We start from the raw sequence: 21734 nt of genomic DNA, 5'->3' as shown, positions 1-21734 counted from the left end.
CGGCCATCTCGGAGTCATGACCCGATCGCACTTCGTGTTCCTCCTGGAGGTCCCGCCGACACCTGCCCCCCTTGGACGTTGGGTGGCGCCGAAAAGGTTGCCCCAGACGATAACGCGCTCAGCGATCGGCGCTCACACCGCGGCGGCGAAGAACTCCCGCTCCAGCTGGGCCGACCTCTCGAAGGCCCGCCACATCTGTTCCCGCTGCGGTGGGGACACGGCCCCGGCCACCCGGTCGGCGATCTCCCGGGCCTGCCGGGTGGCGTACTGGAACAGCGGATCGGCGTAGGTCTCGATCCATTCGGCGTAGGGGTTCCCCGCGGCGCGAGACGCCAGCCGGTGACCGATGTCGGCATACATCCAGTAGCAGGGCAGCACCGCGGCCACGCCCTGCCCGTAGCCCGTCTCGACGGCCTGACGCAGGTGGCCGAGGTAGGCGTGGGTCGCCGGCCCGGGCGCGGGGCGTTCGCTCGCGCCCAGCCAGGTACGGTGCAGGTTCGACTCCGTGGTCACGCAGGCGGTGGCCGCGGCCACCCAGAACGCCCGCTCGACGGGATCGTCCGCCAGCTGCCCGAGCCGGCTCAGCACGCCCGCGTATCCCTCGAGGTAGTAAGCGTCCTGGGCGAGGTAGTAACGGAAGGCCGCTCCCGCCAGGGAGCCGTCGGCCAGGCCGGTCAGGAACGGGTCGGTATCGGTGGCCCGACGCAGTCCGTCGACACGCTGCCACCATTCGTCACCGGCACTGGTGCTCAATCCTGCGCGCTGCCACAACCCGGCGAAATGACTGACCGGCCCGTGCCCCTGCCCGACGTTCAGTTGCTCACCGTGGCGAAGACTCTCGGTCAGCCAGCGCTTGGACCGGTCGATACTCGTGAACCAGTCTCCCGTCGCCACCTGCCAGGTCGCGACGGCCGACGACAGGGAACAACCGGTGCCGTGGGTGGACGACGTGTGGACGCGCGGGGCATCCAGGCGGAGCACCGGGTCGGTCGCGCCCGCATCCACCAATGCGTCGCTGACCTCGTCCCCGGCCAGATGACCGCCCTTCGCCAGGACCCGCACGCCCCAGCGACCGGAGACCTCCAGGGCCTGCCGCACCACCTCGTCCCAGTCCCGCGCCGGCCCGGCATCGGCCAGCACGGCCAGTTCGGGCACGTTCGGGGTCACCAGCCCGGCCAGTGGCAGCAGGTCGCGCAGCGCCTGCTCGGCCTCGGGCGTCAGCAGCCGGTCGCCGCTCGTGGCCACCATCACCGGGTCGAGCACCACGATCGGCGGCCGCACACGCCGCAGCCAGCCGGCGACCTCGGCGATGATCTCCGGGGCGCCGAGCATGCCGATCTTCACGGCGTCGGTCTCGACGTCGTCGCTGACGGAATTCAGCTGCTCACGCAGGAATCCGGTCGGCGGGGTGTGCACCGAGCGTACGCCGCGGGTGTTCTGGGCGACGAGCGCGGTCACGACGGCCATCCCGTAGCCGCCGTTGGCCGCGATGCTCTTGAGGTCGGCCTGGATGCCGGCCCCTCCGGTCGGGTCGGTACCGGCGATCGAGAGGACGCGCGGGGTCACCGTCAGCGTTTCCGGCCCGCTGGTCACGGGGCCGCTCATGCCGCCCACGCGGCCCGGTAGGAGGCGGCAGCCGCGGCCGGGTCGCTCGCGGCGCAGATCCCGCTGACCACAGCCACTCCCGCCAGGTCGCTGCCACTCAGCGCGGCGGCGTCGGCGATCTGGATGCCACCGATCGCGACCGCCGGCAGGGCAGACAGTTTCGCTCGCTCCCGCATCCCGTCGACCCCCAGGGGCTCCGGGGCGTCGGACTTGGTCGCCGTGGCCCTCAGCACCCCGATACCGACATAGTCCACGCGTGCGGAACTGGCTGCGGCAGCCGTCAACTGGTCCGGATGGGAGGCACTGACACCCAGCACGGCGTCCGGCCCGATCAGGTCCCGGGCACTGGCCGCGGGCAGATCCTTCTGCCCCAGGTGCACCCCGGCGACCGGAGCGCCGAGGTCGCGGGCCGCGAGGTACACGTCGACGCGGTCGTTGACCAGCAGGGTCACGCCTTCCGGCAGCACCTGCCCGATCTCCAGCACGGTACGCAGGAAAATCCCCGCGGGCTGGTCCTTCTCCCGCACCTGAACGGTGGTGACGCCCCCGGAGGCGGCCGCCACGACCAGATCGGGCAGGGAGATCCCGGCCCTCCGGGCACATGCGGCGTCGGTGACCAGATAGAGACTGAGGTCGGGTGCGGTCATGACACGCGCGCCAGACGCTCGACGTCGTCACCCGTGACCGAGGACAGCGCATCGAGGAACGCGACAGCGAAAGAGCCTGGCCCACCGGCCACCGCGGCGGCCTGCTCGGCCGCCACCGTGTAGGCGAGTACCGCGGCCGTGGTCGCGGCGAAGGCGTCGGGATCGACCGCGGCGAAGGCCGCCATCACCGCCCCCAGCGCGCAACCACCCCCGGTGACCCGTGTCAGCCATTCGTGCCCGTTGGCCAGACGCACGCTGCGGCGGCCATCGGTGATCAGGTCGACGGGACCGGATACCGCGACGACTCCGCCTGTCTTCCGGGCAATGTCACCGGCCGCCCGGGCCGCGTCATCGACCGTGGACGTGGCATCGACCCCGCGCCCACCCGCACCGGAACCGGCCAGCGCGAGAATCTCGGAGGCGTTGCCGCGCACGATCGTAGGGCCCACATCGTAGAGCCGGTGGGCCAATTCGGTGCGCACCGGCAAGGAGCCGATGGCAACCGGGTCGAGCACCCAGGGGGTACCCGCCTGTTGCGCCGACGCGGCCGCCACCTCCATCGCCGCCCGCCGCTCGGCGTGCGGGGTGCCGAGATTGATCAGCACACCACCGGCCGCCTGAGCGAAAAGGCCCGACTCCTCGGGAATATCGACCATGGCCGGAGCCGCGCCGAGGGCCAGCAGCACGTTCGCGGTGAAATTCACCACCACGTCATTGGTGATGCACTGGACCAGCGGCGTCTGCCGCCTGACCCGGGTCAGGAGCTCGGCCGTGGCCGTCACAACGGTGTTCTCGGGTACGGCAAAATCCGTCATCCGAAGACATCCCTTCGCTAGTGCAAACTAGATCAGGTTCGACGGGTCTCATCTCAGCCCCCCTTGGTAGGGGCACCCCGTGTCTCTGCGAGGACGTTCCCACTTCCGGCCATTTCGCGCAAGGCCGCAGGCGATCAGCCACTGATCCCCGCGAGATCACCGCGAGGTCACAACGAGAGCAGCGCCGACACCTGCGGTGAGTAGGTGGCGTAGAGCACCAGCGCGGCCCCACCGATCGCGGCGCCGTCCTGGACCAGCGGTGACAGCTCGACCCGGGCGGTGCGGATCTGCCGGGCCAGCGGACGCGTGCGCAGAGCTCGTTCCACCGTGCGCCGGAACCGGTCCTCGACGTGCCGGATACCCAAGCCACCCAGCACCACGAGTTCGACGTCGACGATGTTCACCACGTTCACCACCACGGTGGCGACGTGCTCGGCCGCCTCGTCGGCGATCTTGGCGGCGAACCGGTCACCGCCGGCCGCAGCCCGGTACACCGCATCGTGAGTGAGAGCCTGCGGATCGCCGCCGCACGACAACACCGAGTCCGCTCCCCCACCCGCCGCCAGGCGCCGCCGCACGTCGGCCACCACCGCCGCCGGGCTGACCAGCGTCTCCAGGCATCCGGTGTTCCCGCAGTAGCAGAGGGGCCCGTCGGGACGGACCGAGGTGTGCCCGAACTCGGCGGCGTTCATCGAGCCGCCGCGATACACCTGATGCCCCAGCACGAGCCCGCCGCCGACACCGGTGCCGAGAAAGACGTAGGCGAAATTCGCGACGCCCCGACCGGCCCCGGCCCAGCGTTCACCGATCGCGGCCGCGGTCGCGTCGTTCTCGAGGGTCACCGGCAGGCCGGTCGCCTCGGCGACCAGACGTCCCAACGGTACCCGGGTCCAGCCGGCCAGCTGCGGCGGGGCCATCAGCAGGCCGCGACCGTGGTCGATCGGCCCTGGTGTGACGATGCCCAGCCCGAGAACCTCCTCGCGCGTGACACCCGCGGCCACCAGCACTTCGTCCACCAATTCGGCCACCGCCGCCGCGATCAGGGCCGGGTCGGCGTCCGGAGGGGTCGGGCGCCGCAGGCTCCCCAGCGGAGTACCCAGAAGGTCCACCACGACACACGACAACTCGGCCGGGTCGAAGTGCACACCGACCGCCCGGCCGGCCGAAGCATTGACCAGCAGCCGCGTTCGCGGCTTGCCACCGCTGGAGCGCCCTGACCCGTCCTCCCGGACGACGCCCTCCGCGATGAACCGGCGCACGATTCCCGAAACCGTCTGCGGTGTCAGGCCTGTGAGCTGGGCGATCTCCACCCGGCTGATGCCGTCCGCGAACCGGATCTGATCCAGCACCACGGCCCGGTTGTACTGAGCGACTTTGGAGAGATTGGTTCCTGTCTGCCGCACGCGACCACGTCTCCCGTTACCGTTCGTCTCACGTTCGCCGACATGGGTCCAGACGCCGTTGACTTAGTAAATCAATTGAATTTAGTGTTCGGCAGCAGTCGGTGAGTGTTGGGCGGGGAACGGTCGTCAAGCGGTCACCGGCGACGGATGATCACGGACGATCACCCGCTGAGCCGAAACGGCCACCATGGCCGCGGCCTTGGAGGAGACATGGATGCGGCTCCACTTCTGGAGATGCGCTCGATCACCAAGGACTTCCCGGGAGTCAAAGCCCTCGCGGATGTGAACCTGGTGGTCCGGCCCGGCGAGATCCACGCCATCTGCGGCGAGAACGGCGCCGGGAAGTCAACGCTGATGAAGGTTCTCAGCGGGGTCTACCCCTACGGCACCTACACCGGGGCCATCGTCTACCAGGGATCGCAGACCCGGTTCTCGGACATCCGCAGCAGTGAGCGCGCGGGAATCGTGATCATCCACCAGGAACTCGCCCTGGTGCCGGGCATGTCGATCACCGAGAACATCTTCCTCGGGAACGAACCCCGCCGCCTGGGCCGGATCGACTGGACAGCGGCCAACCGCAGAGCCTTGGAGCTGATGTCGATGGTCGGCCTGAAAGACGACCCCGACACCCTGGTCAAGGACATCGGTGTGGGCAAGCAGCAGCTCGTCGAGATCGCGAAGGCGTTCGCCAAGGACGTGAAGCTGCTGATCCTCGACGAGCCGACGGCCGCCCTGAACGAGAACGACTCCCGGCACCTGCTCGACCTGCTGAAAGGCTTCAAACAGCGCGGGATCACCTCGATCATGATCTCGCACAAGCTGAACGAGATCGAGGCGATCGCCGACTCGATCACGATCCTGCGCGACGGCCGCACGATCGAGACCATCGACGTGGCCACCGACGGCGCGAACGAGGACCGCATCGTGCGCGGCATGGTCGGACGCGAGCTGAACAGCCGCTTCCCCGATCACACCCCGCACATCGGCGAGGTGTTCTTCGAGGTCCGGGACTGGACCGTGCGCCACCCCGTCTCCACCGAGCGACTCGTCTGCAAGGGCTCCAACTTCACCGTAAGGCACGGCGAGATTGTCGGTTTCGCAGGTCTGATGGGCGCCGGGCGCACTGAGCTGGCGATGAGCCTGTTCGGCCGCTCGTACGGGATCTTCCTCAGCGGTCAGATCATCAAGGACGGCAGGCCGGTCGAGCTGAAGTCCGTCGCCGACGCGATCAAACACGGCCTGGCCTACGTCAGCGAAGACCGCAAGGCCATCGGCCTGAACCTGCTCGACGACATCAAGACGTCGGTGGTGTCGGCCAAACTGCGCAAGATCACCCGCCGGGGCGTGCTCGACCGCTCCAGCCAGTACCACGAGGCCGAGGAGTACCGGAAGAGTCTGCGGATCAAGGCCCCCAGCGTCGACGAGGGCGTGGTCAAGCTCTCCGGCGGCAACCAGCAGAAGGTCGTGCTGGCCAAGTGGATGTTCACCGACCCCGACCTGCTGATCCTCGACGAGCCCACCCGGGGCATCGATGTCGGCGCCAAGTACGAGATCTACGGGATCATCCAGGCGCTCGCCGACCAGGGCAAGGGCGTCATCGTGATCTCCTCCGAGCTGCCCGAGCTGATCGGCCTGTGCGACCGCATCTACACCGTGTCGGAGGGCACGGTGACCGGTGAGATCGCCCGTGCCGACGCCGATCCCGAGATCCTGATGAAGAAGATGACCTCGACGAGGAGGATGCCCACCCCATGAGCTATCTGAAGGAATTGCAGCGCAACCTCTTCGGCGGCAACACGTCGAACGCCCGGCAGTTCGGGATGATCTTCACCCTGGCCGCGATCGTGCTGTTCTTCCAGATCCGCACCGACGGCCTGACCCTGACCTCGGGCAACCTGATCGCGCTCACCCAGCAGTACGCCTACATCTCGATCCTGTCCATCGGCATGCTGATGGTCATCGTCGCCGGCCACATCGACCTGTCCGTCGGCTCGGTCGCGGCGTTCACCGGCATCGTGGTGGCCAAGGCGGTCACCGAGCACGACGTGCCCTGGCCCCTGGGCGTTCTGCTCGGCCTGGGTGTCGGTGCCCTGATCGGCGCCTGGCAGGGCTTCTGGGTCGCGTACATCGGGGTGCCCGCGTTCATCGTCACGCTCGCCGGGATGCTGCTGTTCCGCGGCGGCAACCAGTACATCGGCAACGCCGACACCGTGCCGGTGCCGGAGGGGTTCCGTAACATCGGCGCGGGCTACCTTCCCGAGATGGGCCCGGACACCGGGTACAACAACCCGACCCTGCTCCTGGGCCTGTTCATCTGCCTCGTCGTGGTGTGGCGCGAAGTGCGGGCCCGTCAGGTCCGCCGGCAGATGGAAGGTGCCGAACCCGCCCCGCTGTGGATCTCGATCGTGCGCATCGCCGTGATGCTGCTCCTGATCGTCTTCGTCACCCTGCGCTTCGCCGGGGGCCGGGTGGGTACCAGCTTCCCCGTCTCCGGCATCATCCTGGCGGTCCTGGCCGTCGCGTACTCGTTCTACACGCGGAACACCGCGGGAGGCCGCTACATCTACGCCGTCGGAGGTAACTCGCGGGCCGCGGAACTGTCCGGCGTCAAGCTCAAGCGGGTCAACTTCCTGGTCATGATGAACATGTCGATCCTGGCCGCACTGGCCGGCATGATCTTCGTGGCCCGCTCCGCCGCCTCCGGCCCGCAAGACGGGCTGAGCTGGGAACTGGACGCCATCGCCGCGGTGTTCATCGGTGGTGCCGCCGTGTCCGGTGGCCTCGGCACCATCAGCGGCTCGATCGTCGGTGGCCTGGTGATGGCCGTGCTGAGCAACGGCCTGCAGCTCATCGGCACCGGCTCCGACATGGTCCAGATCATCAAGGGCCTGTTCCTGCTCGCCGCCGTCGCTCTCGACGTCTACAACAAGAACCAGGGGCGGTTCTCGATCATAGGAACCTTGTCACGCCCCTTCAGACCTGCTCCCGCCGCACTGCCCGAGGGCCCACAGCAGGACGTCAAAGCAACTACAGCAAGCTGATTCCCAATGGAGGGTGATCCCAGCATGCGTACCGTACTCACCAAGGGTCTCCTGGTCGGCGCCGCGGCGCTACTGGCCCTGACCGCCTGCGGCTCCGAGCGCGACGGCGAAACCGGCAGCGACTCCGCCGCACCGGAGAAGGGTTTCGCGCAGAACTCGCTGATCGGCGTGGCCCTGCCGGCCAAGACGTCGGAGAACTGGGTCCTGGCCGGCGACCTGTTCACCCAGGGCCTGAAAGACGCGGGTTTCCAGGCCGACGTGCAGTACGCCGGCGCGTCCACGACGGTGGCCGACCAGCAGGCCCAGATCACCGCGATGGTCACCAAGGGTGCCAAGGTCATCGTGATCGGCGCGACCGACGCGGCTCAGCTGTCCACCCAGGTGGCCCAGGCCAAGGAGTCCGGCGCCGTGGTGGTCGCCTACGACCGGCTGATCACCAACACCAAGGACGTCGACTACTACATCGCCTTCGACAATTTCAAGGTCGGCGAGTTGCAGGGTCAGGCGCTGCTCGACGGCATGAAGGAGAAGAAGCCCAACGGTCCCTGGACGATCGAGCTGTTCTCCGGCTCGCCGGACGACAACAACTCGAAGGTCTTCTTCGACGGCGCGATGAGCGTGCTGCAGCCGGCGATCGACAAGGGTGACGTCGTCGTCGGGTCGAAGCAGACCGACATCAAGCAGACCGCGACCCAGGGCTGGAAGGCCGAGAACGCCCAGTCCCGCATGGACTCGCTGCTGACCTCGGCCTACAGCGGGGACAAGAAGGTCGACGGCGTGCTGTCGCCCAACGACACCCTGGCCCGCGCAATCATCACCTCGGTCAAGGGCGCCGGTAAGCCGATCCCGGTCGTGACCGGTCAGGACTCCGAGGTCGAGTCGGTGAAGTCGATCATGGCCGGGGAGCAGTACTCGACCATCAACAAGGACACCCGCAAGCTGGTGGCCGAGACCCTCACCATGGTCAAGTCGCTGCAGGCCGGCCAGGAGCCGACCGTCAACGACACCGACTCCTACGACAACGGCGAGAAGGTCGTCCCCTCGTACCTGCTCCCCCCGGTCATCGTGACCAAGGAGAACGCGGCCGAGGCCTACGCCAACGACCCCACGCTGGAACCTCTCACGAAGTAGTCGTCCGCCTGGGGACCCGCGATCGCGGGTCCCCAGGAATGGGTCCGGCTCCGGTGCCCTGTTCATCGTTCCGGCGAGTAACGTTTTGCCCGTGGTTGTCGAGGCCGAGCACGAAGTCCGATCCCCCACCGACCGCGCAGCCCGGCAGATCACCGACATCCTGGCGCCCGCCCAGTTGGTGACCCTCACCGTGCTCGTGGTCGCCTGCTCGGAATCGGGCCTGGTCGCCGGGCTGGGCTGGAGCCTGCTCACCCTGTTCTTCGCGCCGGGCCTGCCCTACGCCCTGATCCTCGTCGGCATCCGCCGGGGCTGGTGGACCGACCGCCACGTGCGCATCCGCGAACAGCGGCTGATCCCCCTGACCGCCGCCGTCGCGTCCATCATCCTGGGCCTCACCGTGCTGGCCCTCGCCGGTGCCCCGACACCCCTGAGCGCCCTCGTGATCGCCATGACCGCGGGCCTGGTCACCACCCTGGCCGTCACCACGCTCTGGAAGATCTCGGTGCACGCGGCCGTCGCCGCGGGCAGCACCGTCTGTCTGGGGATCGAACTGGGCACGCCCACCACGGCGATCACTGTCGTCGGCGCCACCGCGGTGGCCTGGTCACGCATCCGGCTCCGGGCCCACACCCCCGCCCAGGTCGCAGCCGGGCTCCTGCTCGGGGCTGCGGTGGCGGCGGGGCTGTTCGGAGAGCTCACCGGCTGACGACGGCCGCCTCCATCAGTGGGGAAGATCCGTGCGGACTCAGCGCACGGATCTTCCCCACTGATGGAGGGCTCACAGGGGGTATCCGATGGCGAAGGCGTAAGTACGGACGTCTCCCAGCTCCGCCTCCGGGTTGAGCACCAACACGAGCACATCCGTCAGCGGACGCCCTGGAAACGATCTGCTGGACATCGCCTGCGAAGCGGTCACCGCGTTCGTCGCGGCCGCAGCCCAGAACGCGCGGGGATGAGGACGAGGTAGCGTCGTCATCCATGGAGTACCGACGACTTGGACGGTCGGGGCTACGCGTCTCGACATTGACGATGGGCACGATGACCTTCGGCGGGAAGGGAGGCTTCTCCGCGGTCGGCAACACCGACGTCGAAACGGCCCGGCGCCAGATCGATCTGGCCCTGGACGCGGGTGTGAACCTGATCGACACCGCCGATGTGTACAGCGACGGGGTCAGCGAGGAGATCACCGGGGAGGTGCTGCAGGGGCGTCGCGACGACGTGCTGCTGGCCACCAAGGCCCGGATGGTCGTGGGGCCCGGTCCCAACGACGGCGGGGCCTCGCGCCACCACCTCGTCCGTTCGGTCGAGCGCAGCCTGAAGCGCCTGCGCACCGACTACATCGACCTGTTCCAGATCCACGAGTGGGACGGCCAGACCCCGCTCGAGGAGACCCTGGAAGCTCTCGACAGCCTGATCAGCGCGGGCAAGATCCGCTACGTCGGCGCCTCGAACTACAGCGGCTGGCAGCTGATGAAGGCTCTGGCCACCGCGGACTCCCGGGGCTACCAGCGCTACGTGTCCCAGCAGATCCACTACACGCTGCAGGCCCGCGACGCCGAGGACGAGCTCATCCCCCTCACCCTCGACCAGGACCTCGGCATCCTGGTCTGGAGCCCGCTCGCCGGCGGTCTGCTGTCGGGCAAGTACCGCCGCGACGTCACGGCCCCCGAGGGCTCACGCCACCTCGGCGACTGGAACGAACCCCCGGTCCACGACGAGACCAAGCTCTACGACATCGTCGATGCCCTGGTCGAAACCGGCGAGACGCACGGCGTCTCGGCCGCCCAGGTGGCCCTGGCCTGGCTGCTCGGCCGCCCCGGCGTGACCTCCCTGGTCATCGGCGCCCGCACCGAGACCCAGCTGACCGACAACCTGGCCGCCGCCGACCTCGTCCTCACCGACGAGGAACGCACGCGCCTCGACACCGTGAGCCAGACTCCACTGCGCTACCCGTACTGGCACCAGGCCGCGACCGCGAGCGACCGGCTGTCGGCAGCCGACCTGAGCCTGCTCAAGCCCTTCCTGTAGGTCCTGAACGTTCCTGCTCCGGTCCGACCGGCCGGAGCAGGAACACCACCCCCCAAGGTGTTCTCGTGCTGAACGCAATGCCCGGTCACGAGCCGGCCCTCACCCGACCGGGCCCGGCCGTGCACACGTCGTTCCTCGATGCCCTGAGGGAGTACCACGCGGAGGGTCTGCACGAAGATCTGGACGAGGTCGCCCTGGCGAACTCCCGTCTGGGGAGACTTCGCTCTGGGCGGCTATCCGAATCATGAACTGCCGCCCGAGTGGGAGATGGCGGAGGAGCTCGGGGAAGGACAGACACACGAGCAGAAGGAGGAGATCTTCGAACGCCTGCGTGGCGAGTGCCGGGTGCTCCTGTCCTCGAACAGCGATCCCGCCGAGTCCTACCGATTCGCCTACACCATCCTCACCCAGGATCTGGCCGCCGGTCGCCTCGGAACAACCCAGGTGCGAGCCGACGTCAACGACTGAGAGAGGGCTGCCGCGCGGTCGGCGGGCACCCGGGCAGACATGGATTGCCCCTGGCCCCGTACCCTCTCGGAGACCCGTATCTTCAGGAGGCGTCCGGCATGAGCACCCTTTTCGACTTCTTCACGCAGCCGGAACTGCCTGTGCCCACGCTGCCGGTGGCGCAGGCAAAGGATCTGCTGGCCAGCACCTTCGGCATGACCGCGGAGCTGCTGCCGCTGGGGAGTCAGCAGGACCAGAATTTTCTTCTGCGGGAGCCCGGCACCGCCCGCACGCTGGGTGTGCTCAAGCTCAGTAATCCGGCGTTCTCCGACGCCGAGATCGATCTGCAGACCACGGCGGCGCGGCTGGTCGCCGAGGCCAACCCGGATCTGCGGGTGGCTGCGGTGGCCGTCGGGGCGAACGGGCCGATGGACGCGGGTTGGGCGACCCCTGGTGGACGTCTGCGCGCTCGGGTTCTCGAGTACGTGGAGGGGACCACACTCGGCGGGCCGCGGTATCTCTCCCCCGCTGCCGTCGCCCGGCTCGGTGAGCTCGCCGGGCGGGTCAGCGTGGCGCTGAAAGACCTGGACGACCCAGCCGCCGACCGGGTCCTGCAGTGGGACCTGCGGCATGCCCGGCGGGTGATCGATCTTCTGGCCGCGTCCGAGCCGGATCTGCAGGTGCGGGACGACGTGCTCGCCGCCGCATCGACGGCCGGGCGGTTGCTGGCTGCGGTCGAGGACGAACTGCCCTTGCAACTGGGCCACTTCGACCTGACCGACGACAACGTCATGGCTCCGCACGCTCCCGTGGCCCTGCCCGACGCGATCATCGACTTCGGTGACGTGATGCGGTCGTGGCGGGTCGCCGAGCTGGCCGTCACCATCTCCTGCGTGCTGCACCACGACGGGGCCACCCCGCTGTCGGTCCTGCCCGCGGTCCGGGCCTTCCACGCCCTGCGCCCCCTCAGCCCGGCCGAGGCGGACGCCCTCTGGCCCCTGGTCGTGCTGCGCGGCGCCGTGCTCGTGCTCAGCGGCCGCCAGCAGGTCCGGCTGGACGCCGACAATGCCTACGCCGAAGAGGGTCTGGAGTCCGAGCGGCGCATCCTGGATCTGGCCGCATCGGTACCGGCCGAGGTGATGGCGGGCGTGATCCGGCACGAGCTGGGCCTGCCCGCCCCGGAACGGCCGGTGTGGCAGGGGGACGCGGTCGTGGACCTTTCCGGGCGGGTCGAGGTGCTGGACACCTCGACCGTCTCGCCGCTGTTCGACGAGGGCGGCTGGCAGGACCCGACCGTCCTGGACCGAGAAGCATCACGGCTTTTGGACGAGGGCGCTGACGCGGTCGTCGTGCCCTTCGGCGCCACCGTCCTGGCCGGATCACCGACGTACAGCTCAACGCCCCCCGCCACGGTGACCACCGGCATCACCCTCTGGCTCCGCGAACCCACGCTCGTGGGCGAGCCCGCCCCTGTTGAAGCACTTCATCTCGAGCCGCTCGAGGACGGGGTGATTCCCGCTCGCACCCGCGTTCAGGTTCACGTGTTTTCCCCGGGGAAGGCACCAGCTCCGTTCCTCGTCGAAGCCGGGTACCGCAAGGGCTGGGAAGCCATCACGATCGATCCCGCAGCGGCACTCGGGCTGGTGACAACGACGTCCTCCATCGGCTCGGATCTGCTGCAGCGTAGGGAACGTCATGTCGCCGGGGTGCAGGAGCACTACTACGCGCAGCCGCCGCAGGTCGAGCGGGGCTGGCGGGAGCACCTGATCGACACCGACGGCCGGGTCTACCTGGACATGGTCAACAACGTCACCTCGGCCGGACATGCCCATCCTCGGCTGGTGGAGGCGGCCCATCGCCAGATGCGGCTGCTGAACACCAACTCCCGCTTCAACTACGAGGCCGTCGCGACGTTCGCCGAGCGCATCGCCGCCACGCTGCCCGACGAGCTCGACACCGTGTTCTTCGTCAACTCCGGCTCCGAGGCCGCCGATCTCGCGATCCGCCTGGCGATGGCCGCGACCGGGCGCACCGACATCGTCGCCATGCGCGAGGCCTACCACGGCTGGACCTACGCCAGCGACGCCGTGTCCACGTCCGTCGCCGACAACCCCAATGCCCTGGCCACCCGACCGTCCTGGGTGCACACCGTGGAGGCGGCGAACAGCTACCGCGGCCTCTACCGTGGTGAGGAGGCCTGGCGGTACGCGGACGAGGCAGTCGCGAAGATTCAAGAAGTAGGCGACCGGGCAGCCGGTTTCATGGCCGAGAGCTACTTCGGCAACGCCGGCGGCATCGCCCTGCCCGACGGCTACCTGAAAGCCGTGTACCAGGCCGTGCGGGAGGCCGGTGGGCTGGCCATCGCCGACGAGGTCCAGGTCGGGTACGGACGTCTGGGGCACTGGTTCTGGGGTTTCGAGCAGCAGGGTGTCGTGCCGGACATCGTGGCCGTGGCCAAGTCGGCCGGCAGCGGGCATCCGATCGGCGCGGTCATCACCACCCGGGCCATCGCCGACCGCTACCGCACGGGAGGGTACTTCTTCTCGTCCACCGGCGGGTCCCCGGTCTCGAGTGTCATCGGCACGACGGTGCTGGACATCATCCAGAGCGAGCAGCTACAGCGCAACGCCCTGGACGTCGGCGGCCAACTGGCCCGGCAGCTGCGGGAGCTCGGTGACACCTACCCGATCGTCGGCGCCGTGCACGGGCACGGCCTGTACCTCGGGCTGGAGTTCGTCCGCGACCGGGAGACCCTGGAACCCGCCACCGAGGAGACGGCCGCCATCTGCGACCGGCTCCTCGAGCTGGGCGTGTTCATGCAGCCGACGGGCGATCACCAGAACGTGCTGAAGATCAAGCCTCCGCTGTGTCTGGGTGAGCAGTCCGCCGGCTACTTCGTCGATGCTCTGGAAAGGGTTCTCCGCACCGGCTGGTGAGCGCGTCAGCGGGCCTCGACGGTCATGTCCCCCAGCATCTGGGCCCGGATGTGGTCGCTCGCCAGCATGGCGTGCGGAAAGCCGAGGTCGATCGCGCTGACCTCGTCGAGCCGGGCCAGCTGGTCGGCGGTGAACTCGACGTCGAGGGCCCCCAGATTGTCGTCCAGCTGGGCGGGGGTACGGGCGCCGAGGATCGGGGCCGTGATGCCCGGATTCTGCAGGGTCCAGGCCAGGGCGACCTGGGCGGGAGTGCGGCCCAGGTCCGCAGCGATCTCCTTCACCACGTCGACGATGCCGAACGTGCGCTCGCCGAGCCCGCCCAGGGCGAGGTTGAAACTCTTTCGGGTGCCGTCATCAATAGCCACCGTGTGCAGGTCCTCGCGGCGGTACTTGCCGGTCAGCACCCCTCCGGCCAGGGGTGACCACAGGGTGACGCCCAGGCCCATCTCCTGGGCCATCGGGATCAGGTCGCGCTCACCGTCGCGTTGGAGCAGGTTGTACTCGATCTGCAGGGCGGCCAGGGGCGACCAGCCGCGCAGGTCGGCGATCGCCTGCATCCGCGACACCTGCCAGGCCGGGGTGTTGGAGATCGCGACGTACAAGACCTTGCCCTGCCGCACGATGTCGTCCAGGCTGCGCAGGATCTCCTCGACCGGGGTCCGGAAGTCCCACACGTGCAGGTAGAGCAGGTCGATGTAGTCCGTGTTCAGCTGCCGCAGGCTGGTCTCCACCGCACCGACCAGGCTCTTGCGGTGACTCCCACTGGAGTTCGGGTCACCGGGGCGGCGCAGCGTGGTGTATTTCGTCGACAGCACCAGGCTCTCGCGGCGCGAGGCGGCGAACTCACCCAGAAGGCGCTCGGACTGACCGTTGGTGTAGGTCACGGCCGTGTCGATGAAGTTGCCGCCGCGATCCACGTAGAGATCGAACAGTTTGCGCGCATCGTCACGGTCCGCACCCCAGCCCCAGTCGGTGCCGAAGGTGGCCGCTCCCAGGGCCAGCGGGGAGACCCGCAAGCCGGAGCGGCCCAGCAGGCGGTAGGTGTCGAGCGTCAGAGTCATCATCTTCTCCGGTGTCGGTGATCCGTGGTGAAACCGAGTCTGGGACGACCGGGAGTCGGGGGTCAGAGAAGGAAGTTCCTGGGAATACCAGTCCTACCCTGCTGTTGGACCGGGAATGACGACCCGCACGGTGGACCGGACGCAGGAGCTGGCCACGTTCCTGCGTTCCCGGCGCGAGCGCCTGGATCCGCACGACTTCGGCCTGCCCCGGCGCCGGCAGTCGCGGCGCACCCCGGGCCTGCGCCGCGAGGAGGTCGCCGAACTGGCGGGCATCAGCACCGACTACATCGTGCGCCTGGAACAGGCCCGGGGACTGCGCCCCTCCGTGGCTGTGCTGGAGGCACTGGCCGGGGCGATGCGCCTGGCCCCCGACGAGCGCGACTACCTCTTCGACCTGGCCCAGCAGCGTCCCCGCACGGCCGGCCGGCCCGCCACCAGCGCGACCGCGTCCCTGAGCGGGCTCGTCGACGACCTGTCGCCGCTCCCGGTCATGTTGCTCAACCACCGCTACGACATTCTCACCTGGAATGTGGAAATGGCTCGCTTGTTGGTGGATTTCGACACGCTGCCGCCGTCAGAACTCAATCTGGTGCGGTTGTGCCTGCTGCACCCGGAAATCAGCCGGTCCTATCCCGACCGCGAGAAGGTGCTGCGCGACGGGATCGCCAACCTGCGCACCGCCTGGGCCGCGCATCCCGACGATCCGCAACTGAATGACCTGATCGTCGAATTCATCGCCGACGTCGAAGACTTCGCGCGACTGTGGGCCGATCCGGAGGTCCGCAGCCAGGGCCGTGGACGAAAGGTCATGCACCACCCGCAGGTCGGCACCATCTCCCTGGACTTCGAGATGCTCATACCGATGCAGGATCCCGACCAGCGGCTGCTCATCTTCCGGGCGGCCGACGACGAGGGCCGCGCGGCCCTGGAGAGGCTACTCCCCCGATGAGCCCGAAACCCTTGCACTTCAATGCCTTCATCTGGCCGCACGGTTACCACGAGTCGGCCTGGCGGGTGGTGCCCGACGATGTCCGCCAGGTTCTGGGGTTGCCTTACTACGCCGAGATCGCGCGGATCGCCGAGCGCGGCCTGATGGATTCCATCTTCCTCGCCGACAATCTCGCGATCGCCGAGTACCGCGTCACTCATTTGCCCCAGACCCAGTTCGACCCGATCTCCGTCCTGTCGGCACTGGCCGCCGTCACCAGCCACATCGGCCTGATCGGCACCGGCTCGACCACCTACGCCAAGCCCTGGGACCTGGCCCGCCGCTTCGCGACCCTCGACCATCTGAGCGGGGGCCGCGCCGGCTGGAACATCGTCACCACGGTCACGCCGCTGGCGGCGGCCGCCTTCGGTGAGACGAGCCATCCCGACCCGGCCGAACGGTACGTGCGGGCCCACGAATTTGCGGACGTCGTCACTCGCCTCTGGGATGCCTGGGACGACGACGCGCTCGTCGGCGACCGGGAGCGGGGCATGTGGGCCGACCGTTCGAAGGTTCACGACCCGCACTTCCACGGGCAGTTCCACGACGTCGACGGCATCCTGCCGTTCCCGCGTTCCCCGCAGGGACGTCCGGTACTCGTGCAGGCGGGTCAGTCGTCGGCCGGCGTGGGGCTCGCGGCGAAGTACGCCGAGCTGGTCTTCTCCGGGCCGCCGTCACTGGAGGCCGCGGTGAAGTTCCGCACCACCCTGCACGAGCAGGTGGTGAAGGCAGGCCGTCGCCCGGATCAGGTGCTCGTACTGCCCGCGCTGATGGTGACCCTGGGCAGCACCGAGGCCGAGGCCCGCGAGCGCGCCCGCACGCTGGAAGAACTGTCCAGCCCGGAGTTCCGCTGGCAGAACGCGCTCTACACAGCGGGTCTCGACCCCGACGCCTTCGACCCCGACCTACCGCTGCCCCCACCGGCCGGGAGCGTCCCCTCCAGCCGCGCCGAGCTACTGTACGCGGCTGCCGCGGCCCGGCCGGAGGCATCGCTGCGGGAGGTCGCACAACACATCGAGGGCGGAGCGGGCCAGAACCATTTCGTGGGCACACCCGAACAACTCGCCGACCTGATCATCGAGTGGCAGGACGCCGGCGCCGTCGACGGTTTCACCGTCATGGGTTCGACGCTGCCCTACGAGCTGTCCACCTTCGTCGACCAGGTCGTCCCGATCCTGCAGCAGCGCGGTCGTTTCCGCACCGAGTACACGGGCAGCACCTTGCGGGAACACCTCGGGGGGCGACGTACATCGTGGTTCCGCACTACTCCGGGGGTTCTTCCTTCACCTGGCTGACCAGCTGGGTCGGGTTGACGAAGCGCAGGGCCGTGACCAGGAGCACGAGCATCACCAGCATGTAGACCACGGCCATCGCGTCGACGGACTGCTGGGCCCGGATGCCGGCGGCGTTCATCGAGTTGAACAGGGCCACGACGAGGGTGGTCGAGGTGGGGCCGGCGGTCAGGAAGGTCAGCTCGAACATCCCGACCGTGCGCACCAGCACGAGGATCGCGGAGGCGAGGATGCCCGGCAGCAGCAGCGGCGCCAGGATCCGGGTGAAGACCGAGAAGGTCCCGGCCCCGGACATTCTCGCGGCGTTCTCGATGGCCGGGTCGATCTGCTCGATGAACGGGGTCATGGTCAGCACCACGAACGGCACGCACGGCACCAGGTTGGCCAGGATGACGCCGCTGAGGTTGCCGGCCAGGCCGATCTTGTAGAGCACGGTCGCCAGCGGGATGCCGTAGGTGATGGGCGGCATCATGATCGGCAACAGGAACAGCAGGAAGATCAGTCGTTTTCCGGGAAAGGTGCGGCGGGCCAGCACGTACGCGGTGGGCACGCCGACGACGACCGACAGCACCACGACGGCGAGCGCGACCTCGAGCGTGGTGACGATCACCGAGAACAGGTCGAAGGCGGCCCAGGCCTCGCGGTACCACTGGGTGGTCCAGCCCGACGGCAGCCAGGTATCGAACCAGCGGTTGCCCAGGGAGTTCACGACGACCGAGGCGACGACCCCGAGCAGGGCCAGCAGGAAGAAGCCGACGGCGCCCCAGACCAGCCAGGCCAGGGGGGATGCGACCAGGCGGCGGGGTGCGGGCTCGCGGATGTCCTGAGTGTCAGGGATGAGGGTGGTTCTCATGCGCCCTTGCCTCCGGTGGTGCCGGTGTAGAGGCGTGACCGGGCGGCCAGTACCACCCCGATCACGGCGAGTTCGATGACGCCCATGACGATCGCGATGGTCGACGCGAACGGGTAGTCGTACTGCTCGTAGGCGGCCTGGTAGGCGGCGATCGAGATGACGCGGGTGGAGCCGGTGGGGTCGCCGACGAGGATCGCGGAGGGGAACACGCTGAACGCGAGGACGAAGGTGAGACAGAACGTGGTGGCCAGCCCGGGTGCCAGGAGGGGAAGGGTGATGAGGCGGAAGCGGTTCCAGGCGCCTGCGCCCAGCGACGCGGCGGCGCGTTCGAGGGACGGGTCGATGCCGGACAGGTAGCTCAGGATGAGCAGGAAGGCGAAGGGAAATCCGCTGATGATCAGGGAGAAGAAGACACCCCAGTAGTTGTTCACCAGGCGCAGCGGTTCGTCGATCAGGCCGATGCCCTGCAGGGCCCGGTTGAGCCAGCCGGAGGGGCCGGCGAAGTTCAGCAGACCCTCGGCGGTCAGCACCGTTCCGAGGGTGATCGGGATGACGAGAATGGTGGTGAGGAGTCGTTTTCCCCGGAACCGTCCGCGCAGCCGGTAGGCGATCGGGACGGAGGCGGCGACGTTGAGCAGGGCGGCGGGCAGGGCCAGCCAGAGGGTCTTGCCGATCGTGGCCCGCTGGAAGGCGTCCCCGAAGAAGCGGCGGTAGTTCTCGAACGGGCCGCCGCCGTCCATCGGCTGGAACGACAGGCCCAGGCCGTAGACGAACGGGTAGACGAACAGGGCGATGACGAGCACCAGGCCGGGCAGGAGCAGCAGCAGGCGGGCGTCGATGCCGCGTTCGGCCAGGCGATGACGCAGACCGGCCCGATCGGAGGACGAGGCGGCCGGCGGTTCGGTGGTGGCCATGCCGGTGGTCATGCCAGTGGTCATGCCGGAGCACCCGCATCAGCCGGGAGGTCGGGCGTGATCTCCTCGCCGAGCGGGGCGACCGGCCGGGGCAGGTCGGCACCGCCGGGGAAGACCAGCAGGCGTTCGGGCGGCAGACGCAGGGCCACCGGATCGCCGGGCACCAGACGGGCCGTGGTGCGTATGTGCAGCCTCAGGCCCGGGCCGGTGAGGGCCTCCACAGCGAACTCCCGGCCCTGGTACTCCACCACGGAGACCGTGGCGTCCACCGTGTGCGGCCCGGAGACCGGGGCGACCTCGATGTCCTCGGGCCGGATCCCTACGGCCACCGCATCGGGAGTCTCCACGCGCGCAGCCGCGGTTCCCTCGATGCGCAGCCCCAGGACGTCCACCATGGCTGTTTCTCCCCGGTCGGCCGCCGAGGTGATGAGAGAGCCCGCGAACAGGTTGCGGCAGCCCATGAAGTCGGCCACGGGCCAGCTGAGGGGTTGTGAGTGCAACTCCTCAGGGGTGCCGATCTGCTGGACCTGGCCCTGGCGGAGCACCACCAGGCGGTCGGCCATCGAGAGGGCCTCTTCCTGGTCGTGCGTCACGTAGATCGTGGTCAGGCCGAGGCTCTGGTGCAGGCGCCGGATCTCGGTGCGCATCTCGAGGCGCAGCTTGGCGTCGAGGTTGGACAGTGGCTCGTCCATCAGCACCACGGAGGGTTCCAGAGCGACCGCCCGGGCGATGGCCACCCGCTGCTGCTGCCCGCCGGAGAGCTGGCCGGGCAGCTTGCCGGCCTGGTCCTCCAGGTGCACCAGTTCCAGGGCCTGGGTGGCCCGGCGGGCGATCTCGGGCTTGGGCAGACGACGCATGCGCAGCCCGAACTCGATGTTGCGGCGCACGGTCAGGTGGGGGAAGAGGGCGTAGTTCTGGAAGACCATGCCGAACCCGCGGCGTTCGGGGGCCAGCACGTCGATCCGTTGCTCGTCCAGCCAGATCCGCCCGCTGCTGAGCGGCAGCAGACCGGCCAGGCAGTTCAGGGCGGTGGACTTGCCGCAGCCGGAAGGGCCCAGCAGGGCGATGAACTCGCCCTGCTGGATGGTGAGGTCGAGATGCTGCAGCGCGTCGGTGCCGGCGAAGCGCCGCCCGACGTTCTCCAGGCGCAGCTGGGAAAAGGTCACTTCTCCACCTTGGAGCCGCCGATCGTACGGTCCCAGGTGTCGAACGCCGTGACCAGCGCCTCGGCAGCCAGCGGAACCTCTTTCGGGTTGTTCTCGATCAGCGCGTCGTACTCCGGACGGCCGTAGGTGTCGAGCACCTGGCGGCTCTTGTCCGGGGCCATCGACACGTCGACGCCCTCCACGGCCGGGCCGGGGTAGAAGTAGCCGGTGTCGTACGCCTTCGCCTGCTGCTGCGGGGTCAGCATGTTCTGCACCAGAGCGATCACGGCGGCCTCCTGGTCGCGGGTGACACCGCGCGGGACGACGGCGTAGTGCGCGTCCGTCACCCAGTGAAATCCTTTCAGGGTAGTAATTTTCGCTTCGGGCGGGACGGTACCCAGGGCGCGCGCGTTGATGTCCCAGCCGGTGGTGCTCGCGATGATGTCGACCGTGCCACCGGCCAGGTCTTTCATCGTCTGGGTGGTGCCGGAGGGGTACCGGTCGATGTACTTGGCCAGTTCGGCCAGGTAGGCCCAGGTCTTGTCCCAGCCCTTGACCGGGTCCTGGGGGTCGGAGTCGCTCAGCACGTACGGCAGGCCCATGAGCAGCGTGCGACCGGGGCCGGAGTTGGCCGGGCGGGCGTACTCGACCTTGCCCGGGTTCGCCTTGGCGTACGCCAGAAGCTCTTCCGCGGTGGTCGGGGGCTCGGGGACGCGGTCGGGCATGTATTCCAGGAGCGGCCCGGAGGGGTAGTAGGTGACCACGACACCGCTGTCACCGGCGAGCTTCTGCATGTTCGCCGCGGGCTCCTGGTAGGTGCCCATGTTGGAGAGCAGCTTCTCGTTGACCGGCAGCAACTGCTGCCAGAGCCCCTGCTCGATCCCGGCGGACAGACCGTCGGTACCGGTGAGCACCAGCCCGATGCTGACCCGCTTGGCTCCCTGCTGGGCCTTGATCTTCCCGACCAGGTCGGGGGCCGTGGCGGTCGCGTAGGTCACCTTCGAGATGACTTTCGGGTTCTTCTTCACGAAATCGTCGATCATCGGCTGGGTCAGCTGCAGATTGCCCGCGACATCGAGAATGTTCAGCACCACGGGTTTCTCCGGCGCCGCGGGTACGGCCTCGGCGGTCCCCGCGACCGGCGAACCGGATCCCGGTGAGTCCGGCGATCCGCACGCGGAAACCGCGGCTCCCATCGCTGCCGTGGCCGTGACGGCCAGAATCTGGCGGCGGCTCATGCTCATGAGGATGTTCCCCTTCGTCAGCGCCGAGAAGGGCGATCATGTCCGTTTTGCCGGAACTGCTAGAGCAGCATGCAACCGTTTGCAGAGGCCTGTCAACGAGGTGTCAGCGTCGAAAACTTTTCGGAAAAACGCAATTTCAAGCACCGGACGCGGGCCCCGAACCGGCCGCTGCGCGCCTGGGCGC

At 68.6% G+C, this 21734-nt stretch carries 19 protein-coding genes and 1 riboswitch; of the genes, 10 read left to right on the top strand and 9 right to left on the bottom strand.

Annotation, left to right across the window (positions count from 1 at the left end; translation table 11 throughout):
* Nucleotides 1–132: 132 nt before the first annotated feature.
* The 4 genes from thiD to QSK05_RS12185 all read right to left on the bottom strand — a co-directional run bounded on the left by thiD (nt 133) and on the right by QSK05_RS12185 (nt 4470).
* Nucleotides 133–1605, bottom strand: coding sequence for a bifunctional hydroxymethylpyrimidine kinase/phosphomethylpyrimidine kinase (thiD, locus tag QSK05_RS12200; protein ID WP_285597210.1), 1473 nt, complete (start codon nt 1603–1605; stop codon nt 133–135).
* Nucleotides 1602–2252, bottom strand: a complete 651-nt coding sequence (thiE, locus tag QSK05_RS12195; protein ID WP_285597208.1) for a thiamine phosphate synthase — start codon at nt 2250–2252, stop codon at nt 1602–1604. Before thiE ends, thiD begins: the two co-directional genes overlap by 4 nt.
* Nucleotides 2249–3067, bottom strand: a complete 819-nt coding sequence (gene thiM / locus QSK05_RS12190) for a hydroxyethylthiazole kinase (RefSeq protein WP_285597205.1) — start codon at nt 3065–3067, stop codon at nt 2249–2251. The genes thiE and thiM overlap by 4 nt, the downstream gene beginning before the upstream one ends.
* A riboswitch (TPP riboswitch) is annotated at nt 3060–3157 on the bottom strand. (Overlaps the previous gene by 8 nt.)
* Before the next feature lie 77 nt (nt 3158–3234).
* Nucleotides 3235–4470, bottom strand: coding sequence for an ROK family transcriptional regulator (locus QSK05_RS12185; protein WP_285597202.1), 1236 nt, complete (start codon nt 4468–4470; stop codon nt 3235–3237).
* A gap of 147 nt (nt 4471–4617) precedes the next feature.
* Here QSK05_RS12185 and mmsA point away from each other — a divergent pair, with 147 nt between their 5' ends.
* The 8 genes from mmsA to QSK05_RS12145 all read left to right on the top strand — a co-directional run bounded on the left by mmsA (nt 4618) and on the right by QSK05_RS12145 (nt 14053).
* Entirely contained in the window at nt 4618–6225 is a 1608-nt protein-coding gene (gene mmsA, locus QSK05_RS12180; protein WP_502879752.1) for a multiple monosaccharide ABC transporter ATP-binding protein, read from the top strand.
* Complete coding sequence (gene mmsB, locus QSK05_RS12175) at nt 6222–7511, top strand: multiple monosaccharide ABC transporter permease (protein ID WP_285597197.1); 1290 nt, start codon at nt 6222–6224, stop codon at nt 7509–7511. The genes mmsA and mmsB overlap by 4 nt, the downstream gene beginning before the upstream one ends.
* Before the next feature lie 24 nt (nt 7512–7535).
* Nucleotides 7536–8642, top strand: a complete 1107-nt coding sequence (locus QSK05_RS12170; protein WP_285597195.1) for a substrate-binding domain-containing protein — start codon at nt 7536–7538, stop codon at nt 8640–8642.
* Nucleotides 8643–8733: 91 nt separating this feature from the next.
* Complete coding sequence (locus QSK05_RS12165; RefSeq protein WP_285597193.1) at nt 8734–9348, top strand: phosphatase PAP2 family protein; 615 nt, start codon at nt 8734–8736, stop codon at nt 9346–9348.
* Between the two features lie 272 nt (nt 9349–9620).
* The gene (locus QSK05_RS12160) at nt 9621–10670 is read left to right on the top strand and encodes an aldo/keto reductase (RefSeq protein ID WP_285597191.1); all 1050 of its coding nucleotides are present in this window, start codon (nt 9621–9623) and stop codon (nt 10668–10670) included.
* 65 nt (nt 10671–10735) lie between these two features.
* Nucleotides 10736–10918 (top strand): hypothetical protein, encoded by a 183-nt coding sequence (locus QSK05_RS12155; RefSeq protein ID WP_285597188.1) that lies wholly within the window; start codon nt 10736–10738, stop codon nt 10916–10918.
* 19 nt (nt 10919–10937) lie between these two features.
* A complete protein-coding gene (locus tag QSK05_RS12150; protein WP_285597186.1) occupies nt 10938–11138 on the top strand; it encodes a hypothetical protein in 201 nt (66 codons plus the stop codon).
* 98 nt (nt 11139–11236) lie between these two features.
* Nucleotides 11237–14053 (top strand): aminotransferase class III-fold pyridoxal phosphate-dependent enzyme, encoded by a 2817-nt coding sequence (locus QSK05_RS12145; protein WP_285597184.1) that lies wholly within the window; start codon nt 11237–11239, stop codon nt 14051–14053.
* A gap of 5 nt (nt 14054–14058) precedes the next feature.
* Here QSK05_RS12145 and QSK05_RS12140 read toward each other — a convergent pair whose 3' ends face one another.
* Nucleotides 14059–15114 (bottom strand): aldo/keto reductase, encoded by a 1056-nt coding sequence (locus QSK05_RS12140; RefSeq protein WP_285597182.1) that lies wholly within the window; start codon nt 15112–15114, stop codon nt 14059–14061.
* 115 nt (nt 15115–15229) lie between these two features.
* On the opposite strand from QSK05_RS12140, the gene QSK05_RS12135 reads away from it, so the two are divergent.
* A complete protein-coding gene (locus tag QSK05_RS12135) occupies nt 15230–16063 on the top strand; it encodes a helix-turn-helix transcriptional regulator (RefSeq protein WP_285597181.1) in 834 nt (277 codons plus the stop codon).
* Nucleotides 16060–17397: an NtaA/DmoA family FMN-dependent monooxygenase gene (locus QSK05_RS12130; protein WP_285597179.1), complete on the top strand. Its 1338-nt coding sequence runs from the start codon at nt 16060–16062 to the stop codon at nt 17395–17397. Before QSK05_RS12135 ends, QSK05_RS12130 begins: the two co-directional genes overlap by 4 nt.
* Here QSK05_RS12130 and QSK05_RS12125 read toward each other — a convergent pair.
* Genes QSK05_RS12125 through QSK05_RS12110 form a run of 4 tightly spaced genes read right to left on the bottom strand, consistent with a single transcriptional unit; the run spans nt 17366 to nt 21550 of the window.
* Nucleotides 17366–18247 (bottom strand): ABC transporter permease, encoded by an 882-nt coding sequence (locus QSK05_RS12125; RefSeq protein WP_285597177.1) that lies wholly within the window; start codon nt 18245–18247, stop codon nt 17366–17368. The genes QSK05_RS12130 and QSK05_RS12125 overlap by 32 nt on opposite strands.
* Nucleotides 18244–19173 carry an ABC transporter permease gene (locus QSK05_RS12120; RefSeq protein WP_352301047.1) on the bottom strand — a complete coding sequence of 310 codons (930 nt, stop codon included), beginning with the start codon at nt 19171–19173 and terminating at the stop codon, nt 18244–18246. Before QSK05_RS12120 ends, QSK05_RS12125 begins: the two co-directional genes overlap by 4 nt.
* A gap of 8 nt (nt 19174–19181) precedes the next feature.
* Nucleotides 19182–20327, bottom strand: coding sequence for an ABC transporter ATP-binding protein (locus QSK05_RS12115; RefSeq protein ID WP_285597174.1), 1146 nt, complete (start codon nt 20325–20327; stop codon nt 19182–19184).
* Nucleotides 20324–21550: an extracellular solute-binding protein gene (locus QSK05_RS12110; protein WP_352300950.1), complete on the bottom strand. Its 1227-nt coding sequence runs from the start codon at nt 21548–21550 to the stop codon at nt 20324–20326. Before QSK05_RS12110 ends, QSK05_RS12115 begins: the two co-directional genes overlap by 4 nt.
* Nucleotides 21551–21734: the final 184 nt, after the last annotated feature.

This window comes from Kineosporia sp. NBRC 101731, assembly GCF_030269305.1.
Classification (GTDB): Bacteria; Actinomycetota; Actinomycetes; order Actinomycetales; family Kineosporiaceae; genus Kineosporia.
Note: the sequence above shows the minus strand (reverse complement) of the source record. Positions and strands in the feature narration are given on the sequence as shown.

Excerpts from the sequence above, each read along its gene's own strand:
- QSK05_RS12160 (WP_285597191.1), top strand. The coding sequence starts at position 9,621 with ATGGAGTACCGACGACTTGGACGGTCGGGGCTACGCGTCTCGACATTG.
- thiM (WP_285597205.1), bottom strand. The coding sequence starts at position 3,067 with ATGACGGATTTTGCCGTACCCGAGAACACCGTTGTGACGGCCACGGCC.
- QSK05_RS12145 (WP_285597184.1), top strand. The coding sequence starts at position 11,237 with ATGAGCACCCTTTTCGACTTCTTCACGCAGCCGGAACTGCCTGTGCCC.
- QSK05_RS12150 (WP_285597186.1), top strand. The coding sequence starts at position 10,938 with ATGGCGGAGGAGCTCGGGGAAGGACAGACACACGAGCAGAAGGAGGAG.
- thiE (WP_285597208.1), bottom strand. The coding sequence starts at position 2,252 with ATGACCGCACCCGACCTCAGTCTCTATCTGGTCACCGACGCCGCATGT.
- QSK05_RS12125 (WP_285597177.1), bottom strand. The coding sequence starts at position 18,247 with ATGAGAACCACCCTCATCCCTGACACTCAGGACATCCGCGAGCCCGCA.
- thiD (WP_285597210.1), bottom strand. The coding sequence starts at position 1,605 with ATGAGCGGCCCCGTGACCAGCGGGCCGGAAACGCTGACGGTGACCCCG.
- QSK05_RS12110 (WP_352300950.1), bottom strand. The coding sequence starts at position 21,550 with ATGAGCATGAGCCGCCGCCAGATTCTGGCCGTCACGGCCACGGCAGCG.
- mmsA (WP_502879752.1), top strand. The coding sequence starts at position 4,618 with ATGATCACGGACGATCACCCGCTGAGCCGAAACGGCCACCATGGCCGC.
- QSK05_RS12120 (WP_352301047.1), bottom strand. The coding sequence starts at position 19,173 with ATGACCACCGGCATGGCCACCACCGAACCGCCGGCCGCCTCGTCCTCC.
- QSK05_RS12140 (WP_285597182.1), bottom strand. The coding sequence starts at position 15,114 with ATGACTCTGACGCTCGACACCTACCGCCTGCTGGGCCGCTCCGGCTTG.
- QSK05_RS12135 (WP_285597181.1), top strand. The coding sequence starts at position 15,230 with ATGACGACCCGCACGGTGGACCGGACGCAGGAGCTGGCCACGTTCCTG.
- mmsB (WP_285597197.1), top strand. The coding sequence starts at position 6,222 with ATGAGCTATCTGAAGGAATTGCAGCGCAACCTCTTCGGCGGCAACACG.
- QSK05_RS12130 (WP_285597179.1), top strand. The coding sequence starts at position 16,060 with ATGAGCCCGAAACCCTTGCACTTCAATGCCTTCATCTGGCCGCACGGT.
- QSK05_RS12170 (WP_285597195.1), top strand. The coding sequence starts at position 7,536 with ATGCGTACCGTACTCACCAAGGGTCTCCTGGTCGGCGCCGCGGCGCTA.